Genomic DNA, 16397 nt, shown 5'->3' with positions numbered 1-16397 from the left:
AGACGGTGTTGCAAAGATCGGCCACGACGGTGTTGCCAATGCGGTAGGTCACAACGCGCCCCTCACGGGTGCCATGCACGATGCCGATCTGGCGCAAATGACGCAGATGCAGGGACGTGTTGGGCTGCCCCGCCTGCCGTGCGACAAGCGACTGGCCGACGGCTCCTACCTGAGCCGCATCGATCCCTCGGAGAAAGATCGAACGCGCCAGACCCCCGCGATTTGCCTGCGGATGATCGAGCACCGACTGGAGGACGTCAGCGATGCCGAGCCGATCGATCGCTTGGCCACCAGCGTGCTGGATCCGCAACAAGCCCCGGCGCAGGAACTGGCCGCGCTGAACCGCGAGCGCGGGGAGATCGAGACGGCGCTGGACGAGTTCAAGACCCACCTGCGCGGCGCCAGGAGTTCTATGGGCTGCTGATGGCTCACTTCGCCGTGCGCGCGCTGATGCACGAGGCGGCGTTGAAGGCGAACGTGGATCCCGACCGGCTGTCGTTCATTCACGCTGCGCGCGTCGTGCGCCGCAAACTCCCCGTCTTCAACGCGATTCCCCCTGTGCAGAGGCAAGCCTTCCATGAGCGTGTGCTCGACGAAATCATGCAGGAGCGGGTTGCCTGCCGCCGCGGCCGGCGCAATCTGCGTGGCGTCAAACGAACAATGAGCAATTGGCCACTTCGACGACGCCACGCCAAACCACCGCGGCCCGTGGTCATCAATCAGGCAATTCCAAACATTAAGTGACAAGTATTGCGTATTGCGCCTAGCAGGAAGTTTTGAACACGTTCCCTAGAATGAATGCATGTCGCGGCCCCCCTTGCCACGCCTGCGCACCCTGATACGCCAGCAGGCCAGCCTCACGACCATCGTCCTGATGGCGTGGACTTATGCCTTGCTGCCAACCCTGCAAGCGCTGGCATTCCCCCAGCGCTGGGTGGAAGTCCCCTACTGCGCAGGCCAGCTTGGGTCTTTCCAAGCCGCACCGAACGCGCAAGCCCAAGCGCCGCACACCGAGACTCCCCACCAGCCGCCACAACACCTGCTGATCCAGCTCGGCCACGACCAGACAGCCCTGCTCGATCAACCGGCCCTGCTGCCTGGCGCGCAGCGCATCGCCCCGAGCCCACAAGGCGAATTCCGGTTTGCGCGCCAGCAGGAGCGAGCTCCGCGGGTCGAAACGCGTTTTCTGCGCCCTCCGTCCCACGCGCCACCCTGGGCTCCCGTCCTGACGCTGTGACCCGGCGGGTGCGTGCTGTGCCACCGCGCCCGCTCCAACTTGTCATCATCAATGACGCGCCAAGCGTGAGCTTGCGCGCGCGGGAGCCTTCGATGAACCATTCCATCCGCAAAACAACCCCACTGCGCTTTGCTCTCACCAGCCTTGCCGCCACCGCAGCCTTCCTGACCCCCGCCATCGCCGCAGCCTGTGCTTGCGGCTGCGGCGTCTTCAACCCCGGCCTGCCAGGGTTGCCCAATACGGTCTACAGCACCAAGATCTCGCTGCAATACGACGCCATGAACCAGAACGAGACCCAGCATGGCAGCAGCGTCGTCTCGGGAGATCTGAATCCAGACAAGCAGATCAAGACCAACTTCTTCAACCTCGACATCCAGCACATGTTCAACCGCCAGTGGGGTGTCATGGCCATGATTCCTGACTGGGATCGGCATTTCGTCACCGACAACAATGGCACGGTGGGCCAGACGGACCAGAGCCAGGGTGTTTCGCAATAGTTGCTCACCTCCAACGTCACCGTGCTGTCGGACATCCGGGTGATGGGCATGTACACGGGGTTCGAGCCAGATCTGTCCACCGGGGTGATGTTCGGCTTGAAACTGCCCACCGGGTCATTCACCGCTGGGAACTCTGACCTGGGCAAGCCCATCATGGATCGGGATACCCAGCCTGGCACCGGCACCACCGATCTGCTGCTGGGCGGCTACAAGATGGGCAATGAGAACGATTGGGGCTGGTTCGTCCAGGGAATCTGGCGCCATGCGCTCGACAGCCGGGAGGGCTACAAGCCGGGGGACAGCGTGAACCTTGCCGTGGGCGCGCACTATGACGGCATCGAGGCCAGCACCCATCTGGTTCCAACCCTGCAGTTCAACGCCCAGTGGCGCGGCCATGACCAAGGTGGCGGGGATGCGCAGTACGGCAATAGGGACAGCGGCGACTCCAACCTCTACATCACCCCCGGCGTTCAGGTCAATCTGAACAGCCACTGGCTGTTGAATGCTTCGGTGTATTTACCGGTGTACCGTCATGCCAACGGCTATCAGCAAGTTGCGCACTGGATGGGTAACGTGGGGGTAACGTATCAGTTCTGAGGCAAACGACATGGGCAGTTTCAACCGATCCGCCAGGGTGCACGCCAGATAGGGCAGTCGAAGCCGTGAAGAACAGTCAGGATGTCTTCGTCGCTGTCGTGTCTGCATTGCATGACAGGGCAGGGGCCGAGCGTTTCTGGCCAATTCGTGGCGCGCGTGCCAAAAATCCATCCACGCCAAGCTCTCTCGTGCCCAAGCCGAGGGCGTGTGCCTCAATGCGCTGGCGTTGGCCTTGGTCGCGGAGGGCCTGGGGCGGCGTGATCCTCATCCCTGAACGCCGTCTGTTCCCGGCGCCCCGGTTGGGATCGCCTCCGAAACGGACCGCAAAGCGCGTTCAGCGCATGTCCTCCTTCCCCGCCCTGCCCTGGGCTCATCCCCATGCCCCACCCGTCTGCCTCCACGTCAACGCTGTCTGCGGCGTCCCCGACCGACTCCTCGGGTCCAGCAACCCTGGACGCTGCGCTGGCCCAAACCCGGGCGGTCAACCGCCTGCGCAACCTCGCGGAGAAAGCCGCCAAGGATGCCGGGCTGCAGGTTCTGCGCCCGGTGGCGCAGGCCTACCTGGCCGGCTTGCCGGTGCTGAGGCTGCATGTGGCGGAGGATGGCCAGCCCGGTCGTGCCCCCTAGGTCCTGCCGCTGGCGGCGGGCACATTCACACCCAGTTCGCGCGGTGGATGCGCGCCCAGCCTGCAAGCCAAACCCTCTCGGGCACGGCTTTGCATCCGTTGTCCAAGCAACTGCTGTATCCGCATCTCTCCTCGCCAGCGTACAGGCGGGGGTTTGGGGTGTGCGCCCCGCGGGTCAACCTGGATGGCTCGCCCGCAGGGGTCATCACCCCGGAGCACCGGGACGCGGCCCGGCAACGCCGGGCCCGCCAGCCTTGAGTCCGCCATGACAAGGCTCGCAGCTCGCAAAACACGCGGAAAACCAGATAACGCGTCATATCAAAGACGTCCTTGCGGCCGCCTTCGATCTCCACAAGGTTGCGGAAATCCGGAAGTGGACGAACATTCTTGACGTTCCGTACCTGGAAATCGACACAACAGGTCAGTAAAGCATGCAGACCCTGAACGTCATCTCAGCCAGAAAGTGCGTGCCCTGTATCTCGTGACGGTGTAAGGCTCAAGTCTGAGGATGACCGAGCTTGGTTTGCGACCCCGGCAAGCAGCAGGCCCAGCATCACCACGAAAAACCGCCCCTCGTTGACGTCCAGCAGCAGTGAGTTGAACAAACTGCCGATGGCGACCGTGGCGATCACTGCCTGCACAGCGTCACGATCCACGCTTGGCAGTTTCAAGCCTTGACGCCATGCGGATGCCCCCATGCCCAGCAGAAGGGTCAGCCCCACGATACCGAGTTGGGCCGTCGTGCCGAGGTATTCATTGTGTGGGTTCACGGCCACCAGGGTGTCGGTTCCGGCCACGAGCTTCTTATAGTCTTGGTGGAGGCTGCCGGTTCCCGTGCCAAACAGCGGATGTTTCGCGATCAGGGCGAGGGTGTTTTGCCAGAACTGCAGACGCAATCCCATCGAATTTCCGGTCAACATGCCTTCGTGCGGATGCTGGCGCTGGGCGTAGGCATGGACGTTGCTGATGGCCTCATCCAGCCGCCTCTTGGCCACTGGAGATGTCGTGAATGCAACTGCGGCCAAGAGGGTCGAAGCCAGAGCCCCGATCATCATTCCACGCCACCCGAAGCGCTGCCAGGCCAATAACACAACCAGCGCGAAAAGAATGACATAGCCGGTTCTTGCACGGTTTGTATACAGGACATCGAAGGCGATGCAGGCAGAGGTCAAAGTCCATAGCCAGGCCAAGCGCTTGGAAGCAAACGCCTTGCGGGCAAAAAAATAGGCGGCAAAGGCCATGATCGTGCCGAAGTGGATCGTGCCTTGCACCATGGATTGTTGACAGCGTGTAGGCACCCACCCAAGAAAGCGAGCGTAGGACAGCGCAGCCGCGAGGACTGCGCCCACGAGAAAGGCGTGGATGGCACGCTGTCGCCAGCGTTCGTTGCTCATGGTCATGACCAGCAACGGCAGCAGCAAGAGCTTGGCGTACTTGGTCATGAAATTGATGACGCCATGCTGTGTGCCCGCGCTGTAGCTCGCGCCAATGATGAACATCAGCAGCAAGGCTGTCGCCCACATCGCCGCTGGCACCGCTTTCCAGCGCTGAAATTGCTCCGTCCATCTGCCGCTCCATGGCCAAGCCAAAAGCAGGAGAACCACGGCGATGGAGCCCCAGGCCGTGGGCAATGGCAGGGTGAACACCAGCAACACTGCAGCGAGATCAATCAGACGCCATGGCCTTGTTGGTTCGGCAAATTGCTGCGACATGGCGCTTGGTATCAATGGAAATTGAAGGTCAGTTTTGTGCCGCTGATGGCGTTGTAAGCGGCTGTGTAGTCGGCCTGTACATTCGACGCCGTCAGCGTCCAAGTGAACAGATTGCTGGCGTTCGGGTCGTCGGCCGATCCTGGTGGGCTGCGAGGTATTTCTGCACGCCGTTCAGGGCTAGGTCGTAGGGGTCGCCCGCCGAGGGAGCTGTATTGATGCTCAGAGAGCCGAGTTGAGAAATTGCTCAGTGTCTTCCCCGCCATCGCCAGCGCGCACGATTTGATTCCCGATCCACCGCAGCGGCCGATGCCCTGAACAACACGGGTTTCCGCGGCGTTCAAGACAATGCTGTTCATCACTGCGCTGAAAACTTGCACCGACCTTCGCATTCGTAACCAGATCGTTGTCGGCCCCCCTTCACAGCCCGACCAGTGGAGCATCCCCCAACGCGCTGATGATGTAGGCCAAGCAAAGGCCGACGAATGCAACAGCAATGGCAAAGGCCATGATCGTCATCATGACTTCCAAGGACGGCCGCAACTTCATTTCAGTTTCTCCTCACGGGATCGATGGACCGCACAATCTGCTGCCTCCTGCATTCTGGCCTCTGATTGTTGCTGTAGCGTTGCGCAGCGTCCTGCGTTCGAGAAGGTCGGCGCAGAAGGACCATCGCGCACGCAGCAGCCAGCGCAGGTTAGCCAGCAGCACAGCGGATCGCGTGCAACGCATCACCCAGTCCCTTGCGGGGTTGTCCGCCTTCAACTTCGCCCAAGATTTCACACAAGGCGCTTGACACACTTGCTGCGCCGCAACTAGGATTTTGGATGTTTCATTTCTTGGCCGTATCCCGGCTCAAACTCACCCCATGGACAGTGGCAGTTGTCGAAACGTTGAAGTGAACGCCTGAAGGCATTCGACAGCAGCCCCAGTTCTTCGCTGCCGCCGCCCTCAGGCCGGCGGTGGCCCAGGTCGAGTTCCTCGACCTGGTTCCTCCCCCTCTTCGTGTCCGTTGCCGTGCGAGCGTCTTGTCAACGCCTGCGCGCAACCTGTTCAGCCGTCTCACACGAACGGAGGATCCCATGTTTGTGCTCCAAAAACTCCTCGCCCGCCCCGGGCTGTTCCGCAGCGGCGCCGTGCAGCTCGCGCCGGCACGCCCCGCGTCCGTCAACGTCGAGCGCCCGCGCCTCACCATCACCGCTGTACGCCTGGCGTCCTTGGGCATCGCCCTGGATCCAATCGGCGAGCCCAACGCCCACCGCACCTTGAACCGTGGAGGCCGGCCATGAACACCGACGCCGCCATCCTCGATTCCAAGCTCCGCCCCGACGGCCCTCCCCTGCCCGAAGACCACATACCCGAGGAGCTCAAACACCGCCTGCGCGACCGCCTGCACCTGGACGAACTGCGCCGTGCGAAGCAGAACTGGCGCACCCGTCTGGCCCTGGGGCTGGCCCTCATCGGGCCCGGGGTGCTGGTCATGCTGGGCGACAACGACGCCGGTGGCGTGGTCACCTATGCCCAGACCGGAGCCACCTATGGCTTGGGGCTCTTCCTGCCGATGATGATCCTGCTGGGCTTCGTCGCCTATGTGGTGCAGGAGATGACGGTGCGCCTGGGGGCCGTCACCCGCCGCGGCCACGCCGAGATGATCTGGAAGCGCTACGGCCCTTTCTGGGGCTGGTTCTCGCTGATCGACCTGGTGGTGGCCAATGTGCTGACCCTGATGACCGAGTTCATCGGCATCCGCCTGGGTGGCCAGGCGTTGGGACTGTCGCCCTGGCTGACGGTGCCCGCCTCGCTGGCCTTCATCACCTATGTGCTGGTGTTCCTGCGCTACTGGACCTGGGAGCGCATCTCCCTTTTCATCGCGGTGTTCAATCTGATCTTCGTGCCACTCGCCCTATTCTCGCATCCGAACTGGCATGCGGTCGCGCTGGCCTTCGTCGGCCATGGCTGGATCGTGCCGGGTGGATTTCTGTCGCTGACCTTCCTGATCCTGATCTCGGCCAATATCGGCACCACCATCGCCCCCTGGCAGTTGTTCTTCCAGCAATCCTGCGTCGTCGACAAGGGCCTGCTGCCCCAGGACATCCGCGCCGGGCGGCGCGACTTGATGCTTGGGGTGGTGGGCATGGTGTTCGTCGCCATGGCCATCATCATCGTGGCGGCGCAAACCCTCAAGGGCCTGCCCAATGTGCAGAACCTGGACGCCGATGCCGTGCTGGGCGCCATCCGCAGCAAGCTGGGCGACGGCATGATGGCCTTGTTTGCCCTGGGGCTGATGGAAGCGGGCCTGATTGCGTCCATCGTGATCACCGCCAGCAGCGCCTGGGCGATCGGCGAAGCCTTCGAGATCGATCGTTCGATCAACGCGCCGCCGCGCAAGGCCATGGGGTTTTATCTTCCGGCGATCATCGGCACGGCCCTGGCGGCCATCGCGGTGATGATTCCGAATCTGTCCCTGGGTTTCCTGAACCTGAGCGTGCAGGTCATCGCCACGGTGTTCATGCCGGCCGCCATGTTGTTTTTGCTGATGCTGCTCAACGACCGGGAGCTGATGGGCGATCAGGTCAATTCGGCGCAGCGCAATGCGGTGGCAGTTGCCATCATGGTCGGGCTGATCGTGTGCAATGTCCTGTATGGCGTTGCCACCTTGTTTCCGCATGCCTTGGGAGGATGAGTCATGAAGCAACTGCATGAGTTCGACCCGGTCGACATCCGCCGGTTGGTCGACCGCGAAGGTTGGCAAAAACCCTTGCCCGAGGTGCGTCGCGTGCAACTCACGGGGCGGCAGCAGACCGTGTTCTGGGGGCTGCGCCTCTATGTGGTGGTGATGACGGCCGTGGTCGTCTGGGCTTTCCTGCACGGCGCGGCTGGCTGAACAACTCCCTGGCGTGCATCGCGCGCCAGTTCTCCCGACTGCATGCAAGGTCCGTGGCGCACAGCGTCACGGCTTGGGCGCGCGCGCCTGGCGCACCTGCCCCCATCCTGAACTGCTGGCACGATCCCGACTCAGCATCGGGACGCAAGGACGCATCATGCGCAAATTTCATGTCGATGCTTTGTACGCCCTGCTGCTGGCCATCGCGTTGCTGACGGCCTGGCTGCGCATCGCCCATGCCGACGACACCGCTTTGAGCACCTCGGGGCGCTTGGACCTGACCCGTATGGCCAATCTCTCGGGCGGGCTGCAAAGCCGCCCGGCTTCGTCGGCCTTGTTCCAGTGGGGCGGCAGTCTGGCGACGGGCCCAGCCCTGGGATGGCCAGGGGGCCTGATCGAGTTCAGCATTGAGGGGGTGCGCTCCGATGGCAATCTGCCCGCGCGCACCGGTGCCATCCAGATGCCGAGCAATGCATGGGCGCCGAACTTCCTACGGGTCTACCAGTTGACCTATCACCAGCAGCTCGGGGCGGCTGCGGTGCGCGTCGGCATCATGGACATCACCCAATATTTCGAAGTGAGCGATCTGTCCAGCCTGTTGCAGAACAGTTCCTTTGGATTGATGCCGACCTTGACGGCCAACCTCAATGCTCCGACTTTTCCCAACCCCGGCCTGGGCGCGATGGCGGAGTACCGATTCAACCCCGACAGCCTGGCGCGTGCCGGAGTCTGGCAGGGCAACCCACCAGCACTCGCCGGTGCCTTGCATCAAGGAGCCCTTTGGATCGGCGAGGTCGAACGCGACTGGACTGCGCCAAACCAAAGCAGCCCGCAAAGCGATCTCAAGCTTGGGGTCTGGCACGACAGCGAAAGTGATCCCATGATTGGACCGACGACCTCGGGCGGCTACCTGGTAGGAGAGACCCGCTGGGCGACCGGCACGCAGCAATGGGGAGCTTTCATCCTGGCCGGTACATCCCCCGGCCAGGTCAACCTGGTGACGCAGTTTGTGGCGGCGGGCTTCATCGTCACGGGGCCCTTTGTCAGCAGGCCGCAGGATCAGTTCAGCCTGGGTGTGAGCCGGGTGAACCTGCATGCGCCGGCGCCGGAGACGGTGCTGGAAGCGGTGTATTCCTGGCAGCTCACCCCCGCCCTGGCGCTGCAGCCGGATGTGCAGCGCTTCTGGCATCCCGGAGGCACAAACCCCAGCGCCGTGGTGGCGGGACTGCGCGTGCACTTGGCATTTTGAACACAGTGAGAGACCGTCATGAACGAACTCTGGAACGACCCCCGCGTGCAAATCCTCGCCAGCCTGCTGATGGCGTTCGTGCTGGGTGGCATCGTCGGCTATGAGCGCCAGTACCGGCAGCGCACGGCTGGACTGCGCACCAATGTGCTGGTGGCCATCGGTGCCGCGTTGTTCGTCAACATGGCCGATCGCCTCGACGGGCATGGGGGATCGGTGCGGGTGATTGCCTATGTGGTGTCGGGCATCGGTTTTCTGGGGGCGGGCGTCATCATGCGCGAGGAGGGCAATGTGCGGGGCATCAACACGGCGGCCACGCTGTGGGGATCGGCGGCCATTGGGGCGGCTTGCGGGGCGGGGCTGTTCTTCGAAGCCAGCCTGGGTGCCTTGTTCGTGCTGGCGGCCAATACCCTGCTGCGCCCGCTGGTCAACGCGATGAACCGCCAGCCGCTGGACATCAAGGCCGTGGAAGCAACCTATACGGTCTACGCCATTGCCGAGAGAGAGCAACGGCAGACCGCGTTGGAGCAGGTCGAGCAGACGCTGGAATCCGCCGGCTATCCGATCCGGGAATTGCAGCAACATGCGTTCGGACAAGGGGAGGTCGAAATCGAGGCCACCTTGATGACCACCTCGGTGGATGGCGACGCGCTCGACGCGGTGGTCGAAGGCTTGGCCAAACTCCCGCAGATCCACCAGGCGTTCTGGAGCCCGAGCACGACAGAGTAAGCCGTCAATCCTCATCCAGGTCGACCACCTCGCAAATCCGGCGCGAGGCCCGATGCAGGCGCAACCGACACAGAAGAAACGACAACCACGCCAGACTGAGCTGGGTGGCCGCGATGCGAGGAGCGGTGTCGCGCTCGACTTGCCGTCGGTGCGCGTCGACCTTGTCGTGTAACTGGTCACGCGCGTCAGCCAGGGTTTCGGAAGTGGCCGACAGTCGCAGATTCAGGCAGGTCAGTCTCCAGGCGCCCTGGCGGCGCTCACCATAGATATAGAGACGGCGTTGCATGGTTGGTGTGGCTGATGGGTTGGCAGAGTCAGCCGTGCATTGCACCAGACTTTGGAGTCGCCGTCCGCCGAACCCATGCCGCTGCCAGCGGACGCCGGGTCCACCACCTCTGCAAAGCCGCAAACTCGTCACGCAGGGTGTCCCGCCAAGCATGAATCGGGTTCATCACACGAAACGTTTGTTGAATGTCCTGCGCATAGCGCTGTTGCAAGGCTGGCGTGGTGGAGTGATAAGCCCCGACCGCTGCCCAGGTGTTGCCGTAGCGGCGCACGGCACGACGATACAGCCGGGCACCGGCCAGAATGTTGGTGCAGATCGGCATGACGGTCTGGTCGCTCAGATGCAGAGACGGCAGATTCTTGCTGTTGATCTGCATCAGCCCGTCATCCGTGCTGCCGTCGCTGTTGCGATGCACCCGCCAGGGCAAGAAATGGGATTCATGCCAGGCAATGGCCATCAGCACTGTGGCATTGACGTGCTCAGCCTGCGCGGCGTACGCGAAACAAAATCCCCGTGGAGCCTCGACTTGGATTGGCGGCTGGGCAGGGCCTGCCTGCAGCAGCACCGCCAGCGCTAGTCCCCACATCGGGTTCTGAGGGCGTCAAGTTGCGCATACGTGATTGCCTGCCGTCCGCCCTGCGTGCCTTGATCGATCGCCTGCACCATGCAAGGGGAATCGGCCCGCATTTGCAACTCGGCGACGTCCACCGGGAGTTGGTTGCGGCGCAAACGCAGCAAGCCCAGGAAGATCGCCAGGATGGCGATGGCCACGAGCATGCCGATCAACCACTGGATCTGGATGTTGAGCGGCTTGGAGCGGTGGGGCATGGTGACATCCGTGAGCGTGTTCAAGGCGCGTTCATATCGCCTTCATGTCGACTATTAGACTGCACCGGCACTCCAGGATACCGAGACATGCAGACTGCCGTTCCGACTGAATCCACGCCCATCGTCAAGTCAGCCTTGCCAGCCCTCAGTCTCGGTGCCCTGGGCGTGGATCTATGGCGACATTGGCAAGGCCGACACGCCGAGCGTGGCTGATTTCGTGGAGAGTCTGCGCTATGCAGCCATCCAGCGTGTTGAAGGCACGGCGGTGTACTTCACGCCCGCCACCGATCTGGTCCCGGCAGCGTTCCTGCACAACCTCAAGCACAACAAGGTGCTGCATGAGCGGCTGGTCTTCCTGTGGACCCAGACGCTGGAGGTGCCGCATGTCACGGGTACCGCACGCGCGGTGCTCAGCGACAAGGGGCATGGCATCTACACCTTGCATGCCCAGCACGGCTTTCAGGATGCCGTGGACATCCAGGGATTGTTTGCGGACTGCGCACAGTTCTACGACTTCGAGTTCCAGATGAACGAGACCTCATTCTTTCTGGCGCGGCAGACCATTGTGTCGGCACGCCACTCGGGCATGGCGCCCTGGCGGGAGGTCTTGTTCGCCTGGCTCAGCCGCAACGCGCAGGCCGCGTCGGACTATTTCAAGATTCCGCCCAACCAGGTGATCGAGTTGGGCGCGCAGATCGAGATTTATTGAGATTTCCAGAATGGGCGACAGACGCAAAGCGGCGCACAAAACTCCCCCCTCCCAACCTCCCCCACCGCGTGGGGGAGGAGGCGCCCCCTCCCCATGCATGGGGAGGGTTGGGGTGGGGAGGGGTTCGGACTGTCACGAATTTGGGAAACATCAATAGATCTGCGTGCGGGAGTCCCTTTCGTCATTTGCCTGGAAACACCTTGATGCCTGCGGCTGTGTCCTGACACAATGGCCCATGGCCCGCCTTGCCCGCACCGATCTCACCCACCTGGCCACCCAGCTCTGTGCCTTGCTGAGCTGCCGGGCGGCAGAGCTGCGGCTGACCGCAACCCCGGAAGGCCTGGTTGAGTTGCGCCTGCAGCGTCACGACCAGGCACAGGCCTTGGCGCTTTCCACCCGGATCGGCACGCCCGAGGAGTTGCAAGCCTGGGCAGCGCAGGCCGGCAAACGCCCACGCCAGCGCCATGTGGTCCGTGCGTCGGCCTCGCCCGTCTCCTCATCCTCCCCGAAGCGACCACCATGATCGACCCCGTTCGTGCCATCCGCAGTTTCAACGCCGGACGCGACCCCGAGCGCCTGGCGCTCAAATACCGCGCCATGCGCCAGAGCCGCTTCGCCTTCCTGCGTGGAAGCTGTCACCTGTTCTATGACCGCCTGCCTGCAGCCAAGCTGTTCACCAAGGCGCCCACTGCCTGGCTTTGCGGTGATTTGCACCTGGAAAATTTCGGCAGCTACAAGGGCGACAACCGCCTGGTGTATTTCGACCTGAACGACTTCGACGAAACCCTGCTGGGGCCGGTCACACTCGATCTGGTGCGCGCCCTCACCAGCATCTTGGTCGGCGCCGATGTCCTGCATGTCAGCCAAGACGAAGCTCTCGATCTGTGCCAAAGCTTCCTGGATGCCTACACACGAAGCCTGCTGGATGGCAAGGCCCGCTGGGTGGAGCGGGAAACGGCGCATGGGCTGGTTCGGCATTTGCTCGAGGCGCTGCAAGACCGCGCTCGACCCGCCTTTCTGGACACGCGCACACTGCGCAAGGGCAAGCGCAGGCTGCTGCGGGTGGATGGTCAGAAGGCCCTGCCGGCCAGCGATGTGCAGCGCGAACCGGTGACCGCTTTACTGGCCGAGTTTGCAGCCACCCAGCCGCACCCGGAGTTCTACACCGTGCTGGATCTGGCCCGCCGCATTGCGGGCACGGGCAGCCTGGGAGTGGATCGCTACGTCATCCTGGTGCAGGGCAACGGCTCGCCGGATGCGAACTACCTGCTGGACCTCAAGCAGGCGCTGCCTTCTGCGCTGGCCGGGCATGTGGCGACGCGCCAGCCCAAGTGGGCAACGCAAGCGCACCGTGTGGTGGGCGTGCAGCAGCGCATGCAGGCGGTGTCGATGGCGTTCTTGCATCCGTTGCAGTGGAACCAGCAGTCATACGTCTTGCGCGGCCTGCAACCTTCGGAAGACCGGGTGAGCCTGGACAGGACACAGCAATCGATGACCGAACTCGAGGGGGTGATCAGGGCCATGGGGCGACTGACGGCCTGGGCGCAGTTGCGCAGCAGTGGCCGGGGTGGGTCTGCCACCACGGATGAGCTTCAGGACTTTGCCGCTGGGCGCAAATGGGGCAAGAACCTGATGGCTGTTGCGCAAGACTGTGCGCGGCAGTGCACCGAGGACTGGAAGGCATTCTCCACGGCTTATGACGCGGAGGCGTTCAAGGGGTAGGCATGGGTGGCAGCCTGTTTTGAGTGGCTGCTTGGGAGCGATCACCGTCCGCTGGCCCGCCAAACTTTGGCGGTTGATAACGGCCAAAACCAGCCATTGGGTCTTGCTGCGCTCTAGGATGCACTGGACTCCCCTTCTTCTTTGCGCACTTTCTTCCTTGACCAGCGCCCCATGCCAAACCCTTCTGCCCCAACTTCTGCGTTCCCGACCCCGACAGCGTCCTCCGGCTCCTCGGATCCAGCAACCCTGGACGCTGCGCTGGCGCAAACCCGGGCGATGAACCGCCTGCGCAACCTCGCGGAGAAAGCCGCCAAGGATGCCGGGCTGCAGGTTCTGCGCCCGGTGGCGCAGGCCTACCTGGCCGGCTTGCCGGTGCTGGATGCGCTGGTGGTGCAGATGAGCTTCCGGGGGCTGCCCGTGCTGGCGGACGACCTGTTGACCGGGGCGCTCTATGACCCCAGGACCGGCCACTGCCTCTCCAGCTCGCGGCTGCATCTGGATGTGGCCAAGCGGGGCGAGGTGAGCCAGGTCAAGGCCCAAGCCTGGCTGCGCCGGCGTCAGAACGACCTGCAGGCCGCGAAGCGGTAGCCCCGATATCCTCAGACCGGTCGGGTGGCGCCGCGGTGGGATTCAGCCGTTGGGCTCCAGGTCGTCCAGCTCCGGGAGGTCATCCCGACCCTCGGCGTCCTCACCCCCGTCCTCGTCGCCTTCTCCTGTTGCTTCGCGCCGCTGACGGGCCCAGAACTCAAGCACAGCTCGCCGATGGCGTGCAGCTCGGCAGCATCCACCGCTGCGCCGTCCATCAGCTCCATGTGGGTGTCGATGGCTGCGTCGAGCAGCGCCCGGCCGTTGTCGGTCAGCAGCGTGGGCGTGGAAAACGGCCGGGCTCAGGCCGCCGCCGGCAGCCCGGCAGCCTGGCTGCATAGACCTTGGCACAGCTCGGCAATCTGGCACAGCCGGGCGCTGTCGCAGGCACGCAAGCCCTCTTCGAGGATCTCGCGCAAGTCCTGAATGGCTTGCAACAAGGTGGAGTGTTCGTTCGGGGCCAGCATGAGGGTGGATGGCATGGACAGGTCTTCCATGGGGCGCTGGACGTCCAACGCAAGCTGCCAGCGTAGCAAGCCAGCCAGCAGCGCGAAAGAGGTCCAACCAACAAAAACCATCGACAGGCCACCGGTCAACCCGGGCGGCCGCCCCAGGGTGAAGCGCAGGCCTGGCCTGCGGGCCTGGGGCGGCCTGACCTGAGCCCCGGACGGCCTTGCCGCTGGCGCCCAGGCTGTCGGGCAGCTTACGGGGGCGATGGGGCGCAGGCCTTGACCCGGATCAAGGGGAGGACGCGTCTTGCGCCCAGAGGCGTGTTGTATTCCGGCCTTGCCAAGCAGCACTGGAGCATTCGCGCAATGTTGAAGCGCATGAACTCCATCTGGCTACCGACGGCCATCGCTGTGCGACCCGATGCAGGTCACGGGCAGTACATTGCTCGATCCACGATCTTGCTGCTCCGGGTGTGCGGCGATAATCCAACCTCATGACCTCACCGGAATGCCTCGCATGACGCCCACCTACGCCGAACTGCAAGCCCAGATTGCCCAGCTCACCGCTCAGGCCAACGCTGCCCGTCGCATCGAACTGGCCAGTGTGATCGCTGAGATCCAGCACAAGATGGTCGACTACGGCATCACCCTGGAAGACCTGGGCGGCAAGCGCGCCAGCTTTCGCAAGGGCAGCCCCGCGCCCGTGAAATACCGCCACCCGGCAACCGGCCAGACCTGGACGGGACGCGGCAAGCACCCACGCTGGCTGGCCGCGGAGATTGCCGCGGGCCAGGACGTCACCGCGTTCGCCATCGCCTGAGCGGCAGCCATGGCTGCCAACCCTGTGCCTCCTGCACCCGTGCGTAGCATGCTGCGCGTTACGCTGACCGGCGCCAATCGGCGCATTATCGGGTCCGACAGTCCGATGGACGACGCAACTGCACGCGCCTTCAAGCCGCGCATCGCCTTGCTCGATCCCGATAACCAGATTGCCGCTATGAAAGCCTGAAGACGATGAATCCCAACACCGCGCATACCCTTGCTGACACGACAACGCAACCGTTGTCGCTCCAGAATCGATCGCTTTCCGTCAAGCTGGTCGCTGTCCTCTTGGGCACGCTGCTGCTCACGGTGTCGTCCCTGATCACGCTCCCGATGGTTCCCGTGCCGATGACCCTGCAGACGCTGGCGGTGACCTTGGTGGGTGCCCTCTACGGTTGGCGGCTGGGCAGCGTGACGATCATCGCCTGGTTGGTGGAAGGGCCCTGGGCTTGCCAGTTCTCGCGGGTGGGGCCTCCGGAATCGCCCATTTCATGGGGCCAACGGGCGGCTACCTGTTCGCCTTTCCCCTGGCCGGTGCGCTCACCGGCTGGCTGGCCGGGCGGGGCTGGAATGGGTCGCGCCCCTTCCTGGTGTTTCTGGCGATGCTCGCGGGTAACACCCTATGTTTGCTGCTTGGCGCTGCTTGGCTGGCCGTCATGATCGGGCCCGCCAAGGCCATCACTTTGGGTGTCCTGCCTTTTGTGTTCGGGGGCGTCCTGAAGTCCATCCTTGGGGCTGCGATCGTCAGGGCCTGGTCGGCCGTGCGGTAGTCACGCGGGCCACCGGCCTGGACGGGTGTACCCACCAGCGCAGGCTTGCAGGGATTGCATCAAGGCCGTTCCCTGCTTTGTCTCATTTCAAAGCGACGCTGGCGGCTGTGTCTCCTCCCGGTCGGCTGCCAGTCTTGTGAGCATGGCGTCCCCATGCGCCGGAGTCCACTTCCCCGCGCACCCCGCGATCGAGAGCCCATTGTGTTCACTGCTCGCCCTCTGCTCGGTGGCGGACGCCTGAAGCTCGGTGCTCATGCGCATCGTTTTTTTCAGCCGACGGTGCTCGCGGATGCAACCGCGGACATGCTTTGCGCCCGTGAAGAAACGTTCGGACCCATTGCCCCGGTGTTCCGCTTCCAGAATGAGGCAGAGGTTCTGTTAGCCGCGAATGCAACAGAATTTGGTCTTGCGGCCTATATCTTTATAGCCGCGACATTGGGCGAATTTCTCGGATGGCCGAAGCCCTCGAATTCGGCATGGTCGGAATCAATACAGGGCGCCTGTCATCCGAGGCAGCACCCTTTGGCGGGGTGAAACAGTCTGGACTGGGAAGGGAAGGCTCCCGTCACGAAATCGCTGAATATCTCGAATGGAAGACCATCTGCCTCAATCCCGATTCGGGCTATTCAGGCAGTGCCAACCGCAGGGTACCGAACAACCCTGACGCGACCGTCGCTAGGGCCTGAATCAGGAATGGCTCA

General features: G+C 63.4%; 24 protein-coding genes and 3 pseudogenes. 21 read left to right on the top strand and 6 right to left on the bottom strand.

The annotated features are described in order from the left end of the window. From ACYCUK_RS19630 to ACYCUK_RS19605, 6 genes and pseudogenes are all read left to right on the top strand, one after another. Window positions 1-424 (top strand): annotated as a pseudogene (locus ACYCUK_RS19630) (hypothetical protein); the annotation flags it as partial. After that, window positions 424-744, top strand: coding sequence for a hypothetical protein (locus ACYCUK_RS19625; protein ID WP_461596344.1), 321 nt, complete (start codon window positions 424-426; stop codon window positions 742-744). The pseudogene ACYCUK_RS19630 and the gene ACYCUK_RS19625, both read left to right, overlap by 1 nt. A gap of 58 nt (window positions 745-802) precedes the next feature. Next, window positions 803-1237: a hypothetical protein gene (locus ACYCUK_RS19620; protein WP_461596343.1), complete on the top strand. Its 435-nt coding sequence runs from the start codon at window positions 803-805 to the stop codon at window positions 1235-1237. A gap of 92 nt (window positions 1238-1329) precedes the next feature. Beyond that, the gene (locus tag ACYCUK_RS19615) at window positions 1330-1734 is read left to right on the top strand and encodes a hypothetical protein (RefSeq protein WP_461596342.1); all 405 of its coding nucleotides are present in this window, start codon (window positions 1330-1332) and stop codon (window positions 1732-1734) included. After that, window positions 1735-2331 (top strand): hypothetical protein, encoded by a 597-nt coding sequence (locus ACYCUK_RS19610; protein WP_461596341.1) that lies wholly within the window; start codon window positions 1735-1737, stop codon window positions 2329-2331. Between the two features lie 378 nt (window positions 2332-2709). Beyond that, entirely contained in the window at window positions 2710-2958 is a 249-nt protein-coding gene (locus ACYCUK_RS19605) for a hypothetical protein (RefSeq protein WP_461596340.1), read from the top strand. A 451-nt stretch (window positions 2959-3409) separates the two neighbouring features. On the opposite strand, the gene ACYCUK_RS19600 is transcribed toward ACYCUK_RS19605, so the two are convergent. Further along, window positions 3410-4669, bottom strand: a complete 1260-nt coding sequence (locus ACYCUK_RS19600) for an O-antigen ligase family protein (RefSeq protein WP_461596339.1) — start codon at window positions 4667-4669, stop codon at window positions 3410-3412. Between the two features lie 11 nt (window positions 4670-4680). After that, a complete protein-coding gene (locus tag ACYCUK_RS19595) occupies window positions 4681-5025 on the bottom strand; it encodes a hypothetical protein (RefSeq protein WP_461596338.1) in 345 nt (114 codons plus the stop codon). A gap of 149 nt (window positions 5026-5174) precedes the next feature. Between ACYCUK_RS19595 and ACYCUK_RS19590 the strand changes: the two genes are divergently transcribed. From ACYCUK_RS19590 to ACYCUK_RS19565, 6 genes are all read left to right on the top strand, one after another. Beyond that, the gene (locus ACYCUK_RS19590; protein ID WP_461596337.1) at window positions 5175-5462 is read left to right on the top strand and encodes a hypothetical protein; all 288 of its coding nucleotides are present in this window, start codon (window positions 5175-5177) and stop codon (window positions 5460-5462) included. Window positions 5463-5748: 286 nt separating this feature from the next. Then, entirely contained in the window at window positions 5749-5955 is a 207-nt protein-coding gene (locus ACYCUK_RS19585) for a hypothetical protein (protein ID WP_461596336.1), read from the top strand. Then, window positions 5952-7349 carry an NRAMP family divalent metal transporter gene (locus ACYCUK_RS19580; RefSeq protein ID WP_461596335.1) on the top strand — a complete coding sequence of 466 codons (1398 nt, stop codon included), beginning with the start codon at window positions 5952-5954 and terminating at the stop codon, window positions 7347-7349. Before ACYCUK_RS19585 ends, ACYCUK_RS19580 begins: the two co-directional genes overlap by 4 nt. A gap of 3 nt (window positions 7350-7352) precedes the next feature. Continuing rightward, window positions 7353-7550 carry a hypothetical protein gene (locus ACYCUK_RS19575; RefSeq protein WP_461596334.1) on the top strand — a complete coding sequence of 66 codons (198 nt, stop codon included), beginning with the start codon at window positions 7353-7355 and terminating at the stop codon, window positions 7548-7550. Between the two features lie 157 nt (window positions 7551-7707). Continuing rightward, window positions 7708-8799 carry a carbohydrate porin gene (locus tag ACYCUK_RS19570; RefSeq protein ID WP_461596333.1) on the top strand — a complete coding sequence of 364 codons (1092 nt, stop codon included), beginning with the start codon at window positions 7708-7710 and terminating at the stop codon, window positions 8797-8799. Between the two features lie 18 nt (window positions 8800-8817). Further along, complete coding sequence (locus ACYCUK_RS19565) at window positions 8818-9525, top strand: MgtC/SapB family protein (protein WP_461596332.1); 708 nt, start codon at window positions 8818-8820, stop codon at window positions 9523-9525. A 4-nt stretch (window positions 9526-9529) separates the two neighbouring features. Here ACYCUK_RS19565 and ACYCUK_RS19560 read toward each other — a convergent pair whose 3' ends face one another. The 3 genes from ACYCUK_RS19560 to ACYCUK_RS19550 are packed head-to-tail and all read right to left on the bottom strand — an operon-like array spanning window position 9530 to window position 10639. Next, a complete protein-coding gene (locus ACYCUK_RS19560; protein ID WP_461596331.1) occupies window positions 9530-9811 on the bottom strand; it encodes a hypothetical protein in 282 nt (93 codons plus the stop codon). A gap of 28 nt (window positions 9812-9839) precedes the next feature. Beyond that, entirely contained in the window at window positions 9840-10397 is a 558-nt protein-coding gene (locus ACYCUK_RS19555; protein ID WP_461596330.1) for a lytic transglycosylase domain-containing protein, read from the bottom strand. Continuing rightward, the gene (locus ACYCUK_RS19550; RefSeq protein ID WP_461596329.1) at window positions 10385-10639 is read right to left on the bottom strand and encodes a hypothetical protein; all 255 of its coding nucleotides are present in this window, start codon (window positions 10637-10639) and stop codon (window positions 10385-10387) included. Before ACYCUK_RS19550 ends, ACYCUK_RS19555 begins: the two co-directional genes overlap by 13 nt. 87 nt (window positions 10640-10726) lie before the next feature. On the opposite strand from ACYCUK_RS19550, the gene ACYCUK_RS19545 reads away from it, so the two are divergent. The 5 genes from ACYCUK_RS19545 to ACYCUK_RS19525 all read left to right on the top strand — a co-directional run bounded on the left by ACYCUK_RS19545 (window position 10727) and on the right by ACYCUK_RS19525 (window position 13658). Continuing rightward, window positions 10727-10852, top strand: a complete 126-nt coding sequence (locus tag ACYCUK_RS19545) for a hypothetical protein (RefSeq protein WP_461596328.1) — start codon at window positions 10727-10729, stop codon at window positions 10850-10852. Beyond that, on the top strand, window positions 10845-11348 hold the full coding sequence (locus ACYCUK_RS19540; RefSeq protein ID WP_461596327.1) for a KUP/HAK/KT family potassium transporter: 504 nt from the start codon (window positions 10845-10847) through the stop codon (window positions 11346-11348). The genes ACYCUK_RS19545 and ACYCUK_RS19540 overlap by 8 nt, the downstream gene beginning before the upstream one ends. Window positions 11349-11583: 235 nt before the next feature. Beyond that, window positions 11584-11871, top strand: coding sequence for a hypothetical protein (locus ACYCUK_RS19535; protein ID WP_461596326.1), 288 nt, complete (start codon window positions 11584-11586; stop codon window positions 11869-11871). Next, complete coding sequence (locus tag ACYCUK_RS19530) at window positions 11868-13070, top strand: DUF2252 domain-containing protein (RefSeq protein ID WP_461596325.1); 1203 nt, start codon at window positions 11868-11870, stop codon at window positions 13068-13070. The genes ACYCUK_RS19535 and ACYCUK_RS19530 overlap by 4 nt, the downstream gene beginning before the upstream one ends. Before the next feature lie 171 nt (window positions 13071-13241). Continuing rightward, window positions 13242-13658 carry a hypothetical protein gene (locus tag ACYCUK_RS19525; RefSeq protein WP_461596324.1) on the top strand — a complete coding sequence of 139 codons (417 nt, stop codon included), beginning with the start codon at window positions 13242-13244 and terminating at the stop codon, window positions 13656-13658. 299 nt (window positions 13659-13957) lie between these two features. Here the strand turns inward: ACYCUK_RS19525 and ACYCUK_RS19520 are convergent, their stop codons facing one another. Beyond that, window positions 13958-14137, bottom strand: a complete 180-nt coding sequence (locus ACYCUK_RS19520; protein WP_461596323.1) for a hypothetical protein — start codon at window positions 14135-14137, stop codon at window positions 13958-13960. Window positions 14138-14621: 484 nt separating this feature from the next. Between ACYCUK_RS19520 and ACYCUK_RS19515 the strand changes: the two genes are divergently transcribed. The 4 genes and pseudogenes from ACYCUK_RS19515 to ACYCUK_RS19500 all read left to right on the top strand — a co-directional run. Further along, window positions 14622-14924 (top strand): H-NS histone family protein, encoded by a 303-nt coding sequence (locus ACYCUK_RS19515; RefSeq protein WP_461596322.1) that lies wholly within the window; start codon window positions 14622-14624, stop codon window positions 14922-14924. A gap of 9 nt (window positions 14925-14933) precedes the next feature. Further along, entirely contained in the window at window positions 14934-15113 is a 180-nt protein-coding gene (locus tag ACYCUK_RS19510; protein WP_461596321.1) for a hypothetical protein, read from the top strand. A 5-nt stretch (window positions 15114-15118) separates the two neighbouring features. Beyond that, window positions 15119-15696 (top strand): annotated as a pseudogene (locus ACYCUK_RS19505) (biotin transporter BioY). Window positions 15697-15915: 219 nt separating this feature from the next. Continuing rightward, window positions 15916-16382 (top strand): annotated as a pseudogene (locus ACYCUK_RS19500) (aldehyde dehydrogenase family protein); the annotation flags it as partial. Window positions 16383-16397: the final 15 nt, after the last annotated feature.

This window comes from Thiomonas sp. (assembly GCF_054608695.1).
This window is presented reverse-complemented; position numbering and strand designations above follow the sequence as displayed.

Coding starts and splice junctions, on each gene's coding strand:
- ACYCUK_RS19625 (WP_461596344.1), top strand. CDS start 424: ATGGCTCACTTCGCCGTGCGCGCGCTGATGCACGAGGCGGCGTTGAAG.
- ACYCUK_RS19620 (WP_461596343.1), top strand. CDS start 803: ATGTCGCGGCCCCCCTTGCCACGCCTGCGCACCCTGATACGCCAGCAG.
- ACYCUK_RS19615 (WP_461596342.1), top strand. CDS start 1,330: ATGAACCATTCCATCCGCAAAACAACCCCACTGCGCTTTGCTCTCACC.
- ACYCUK_RS19605 (WP_461596340.1), top strand. CDS start 2,710: ATGCCCCACCCGTCTGCCTCCACGTCAACGCTGTCTGCGGCGTCCCCG.
- ACYCUK_RS19600 (WP_461596339.1), bottom strand. CDS start 4,669: ATGTCGCAGCAATTTGCCGAACCAACAAGGCCATGGCGTCTGATTGAT.
- ACYCUK_RS19595 (WP_461596338.1), bottom strand. CDS start 5,025: ATGAACAGCATTGTCTTGAACGCCGCGGAAACCCGTGTTGTTCAGGGC.
- ACYCUK_RS19590 (WP_461596337.1), top strand. CDS start 5,175: ATGATCGTCATCATGACTTCCAAGGACGGCCGCAACTTCATTTCAGTT.
- ACYCUK_RS19585 (WP_461596336.1), top strand. CDS start 5,749: ATGTTTGTGCTCCAAAAACTCCTCGCCCGCCCCGGGCTGTTCCGCAGC.
- ACYCUK_RS19580 (WP_461596335.1), top strand. CDS start 5,952: ATGAACACCGACGCCGCCATCCTCGATTCCAAGCTCCGCCCCGACGGC.
- ACYCUK_RS19575 (WP_461596334.1), top strand. CDS start 7,353: ATGAAGCAACTGCATGAGTTCGACCCGGTCGACATCCGCCGGTTGGTC.
- ACYCUK_RS19570 (WP_461596333.1), top strand. CDS start 7,708: ATGCGCAAATTTCATGTCGATGCTTTGTACGCCCTGCTGCTGGCCATC.
- ACYCUK_RS19565 (WP_461596332.1), top strand. CDS start 8,818: ATGAACGAACTCTGGAACGACCCCCGCGTGCAAATCCTCGCCAGCCTG.
- ACYCUK_RS19560 (WP_461596331.1), bottom strand. CDS start 9,811: ATGCAACGCCGTCTCTATATCTATGGTGAGCGCCGCCAGGGCGCCTGG.
- ACYCUK_RS19555 (WP_461596330.1), bottom strand. CDS start 10,397: ATGTGGGGACTAGCGCTGGCGGTGCTGCTGCAGGCAGGCCCTGCCCAG.
- ACYCUK_RS19550 (WP_461596329.1), bottom strand. CDS start 10,639: ATGCCCCACCGCTCCAAGCCGCTCAACATCCAGATCCAGTGGTTGATC.
- ACYCUK_RS19545 (WP_461596328.1), top strand. CDS start 10,727: ATGCAGACTGCCGTTCCGACTGAATCCACGCCCATCGTCAAGTCAGCC.
- ACYCUK_RS19535 (WP_461596326.1), top strand. CDS start 11,584: ATGGCCCGCCTTGCCCGCACCGATCTCACCCACCTGGCCACCCAGCTC.
- ACYCUK_RS19530 (WP_461596325.1), top strand. CDS start 11,868: ATGATCGACCCCGTTCGTGCCATCCGCAGTTTCAACGCCGGACGCGAC.
- ACYCUK_RS19525 (WP_461596324.1), top strand. CDS start 13,242: ATGCCAAACCCTTCTGCCCCAACTTCTGCGTTCCCGACCCCGACAGCG.
- ACYCUK_RS19520 (WP_461596323.1), bottom strand. CDS start 14,137: ATGCCATCCACCCTCATGCTGGCCCCGAACGAACACTCCACCTTGTTG.
- ACYCUK_RS19515 (WP_461596322.1), top strand. CDS start 14,622: ATGACGCCCACCTACGCCGAACTGCAAGCCCAGATTGCCCAGCTCACC.
- ACYCUK_RS19510 (WP_461596321.1), top strand. CDS start 14,934: ATGGCTGCCAACCCTGTGCCTCCTGCACCCGTGCGTAGCATGCTGCGC.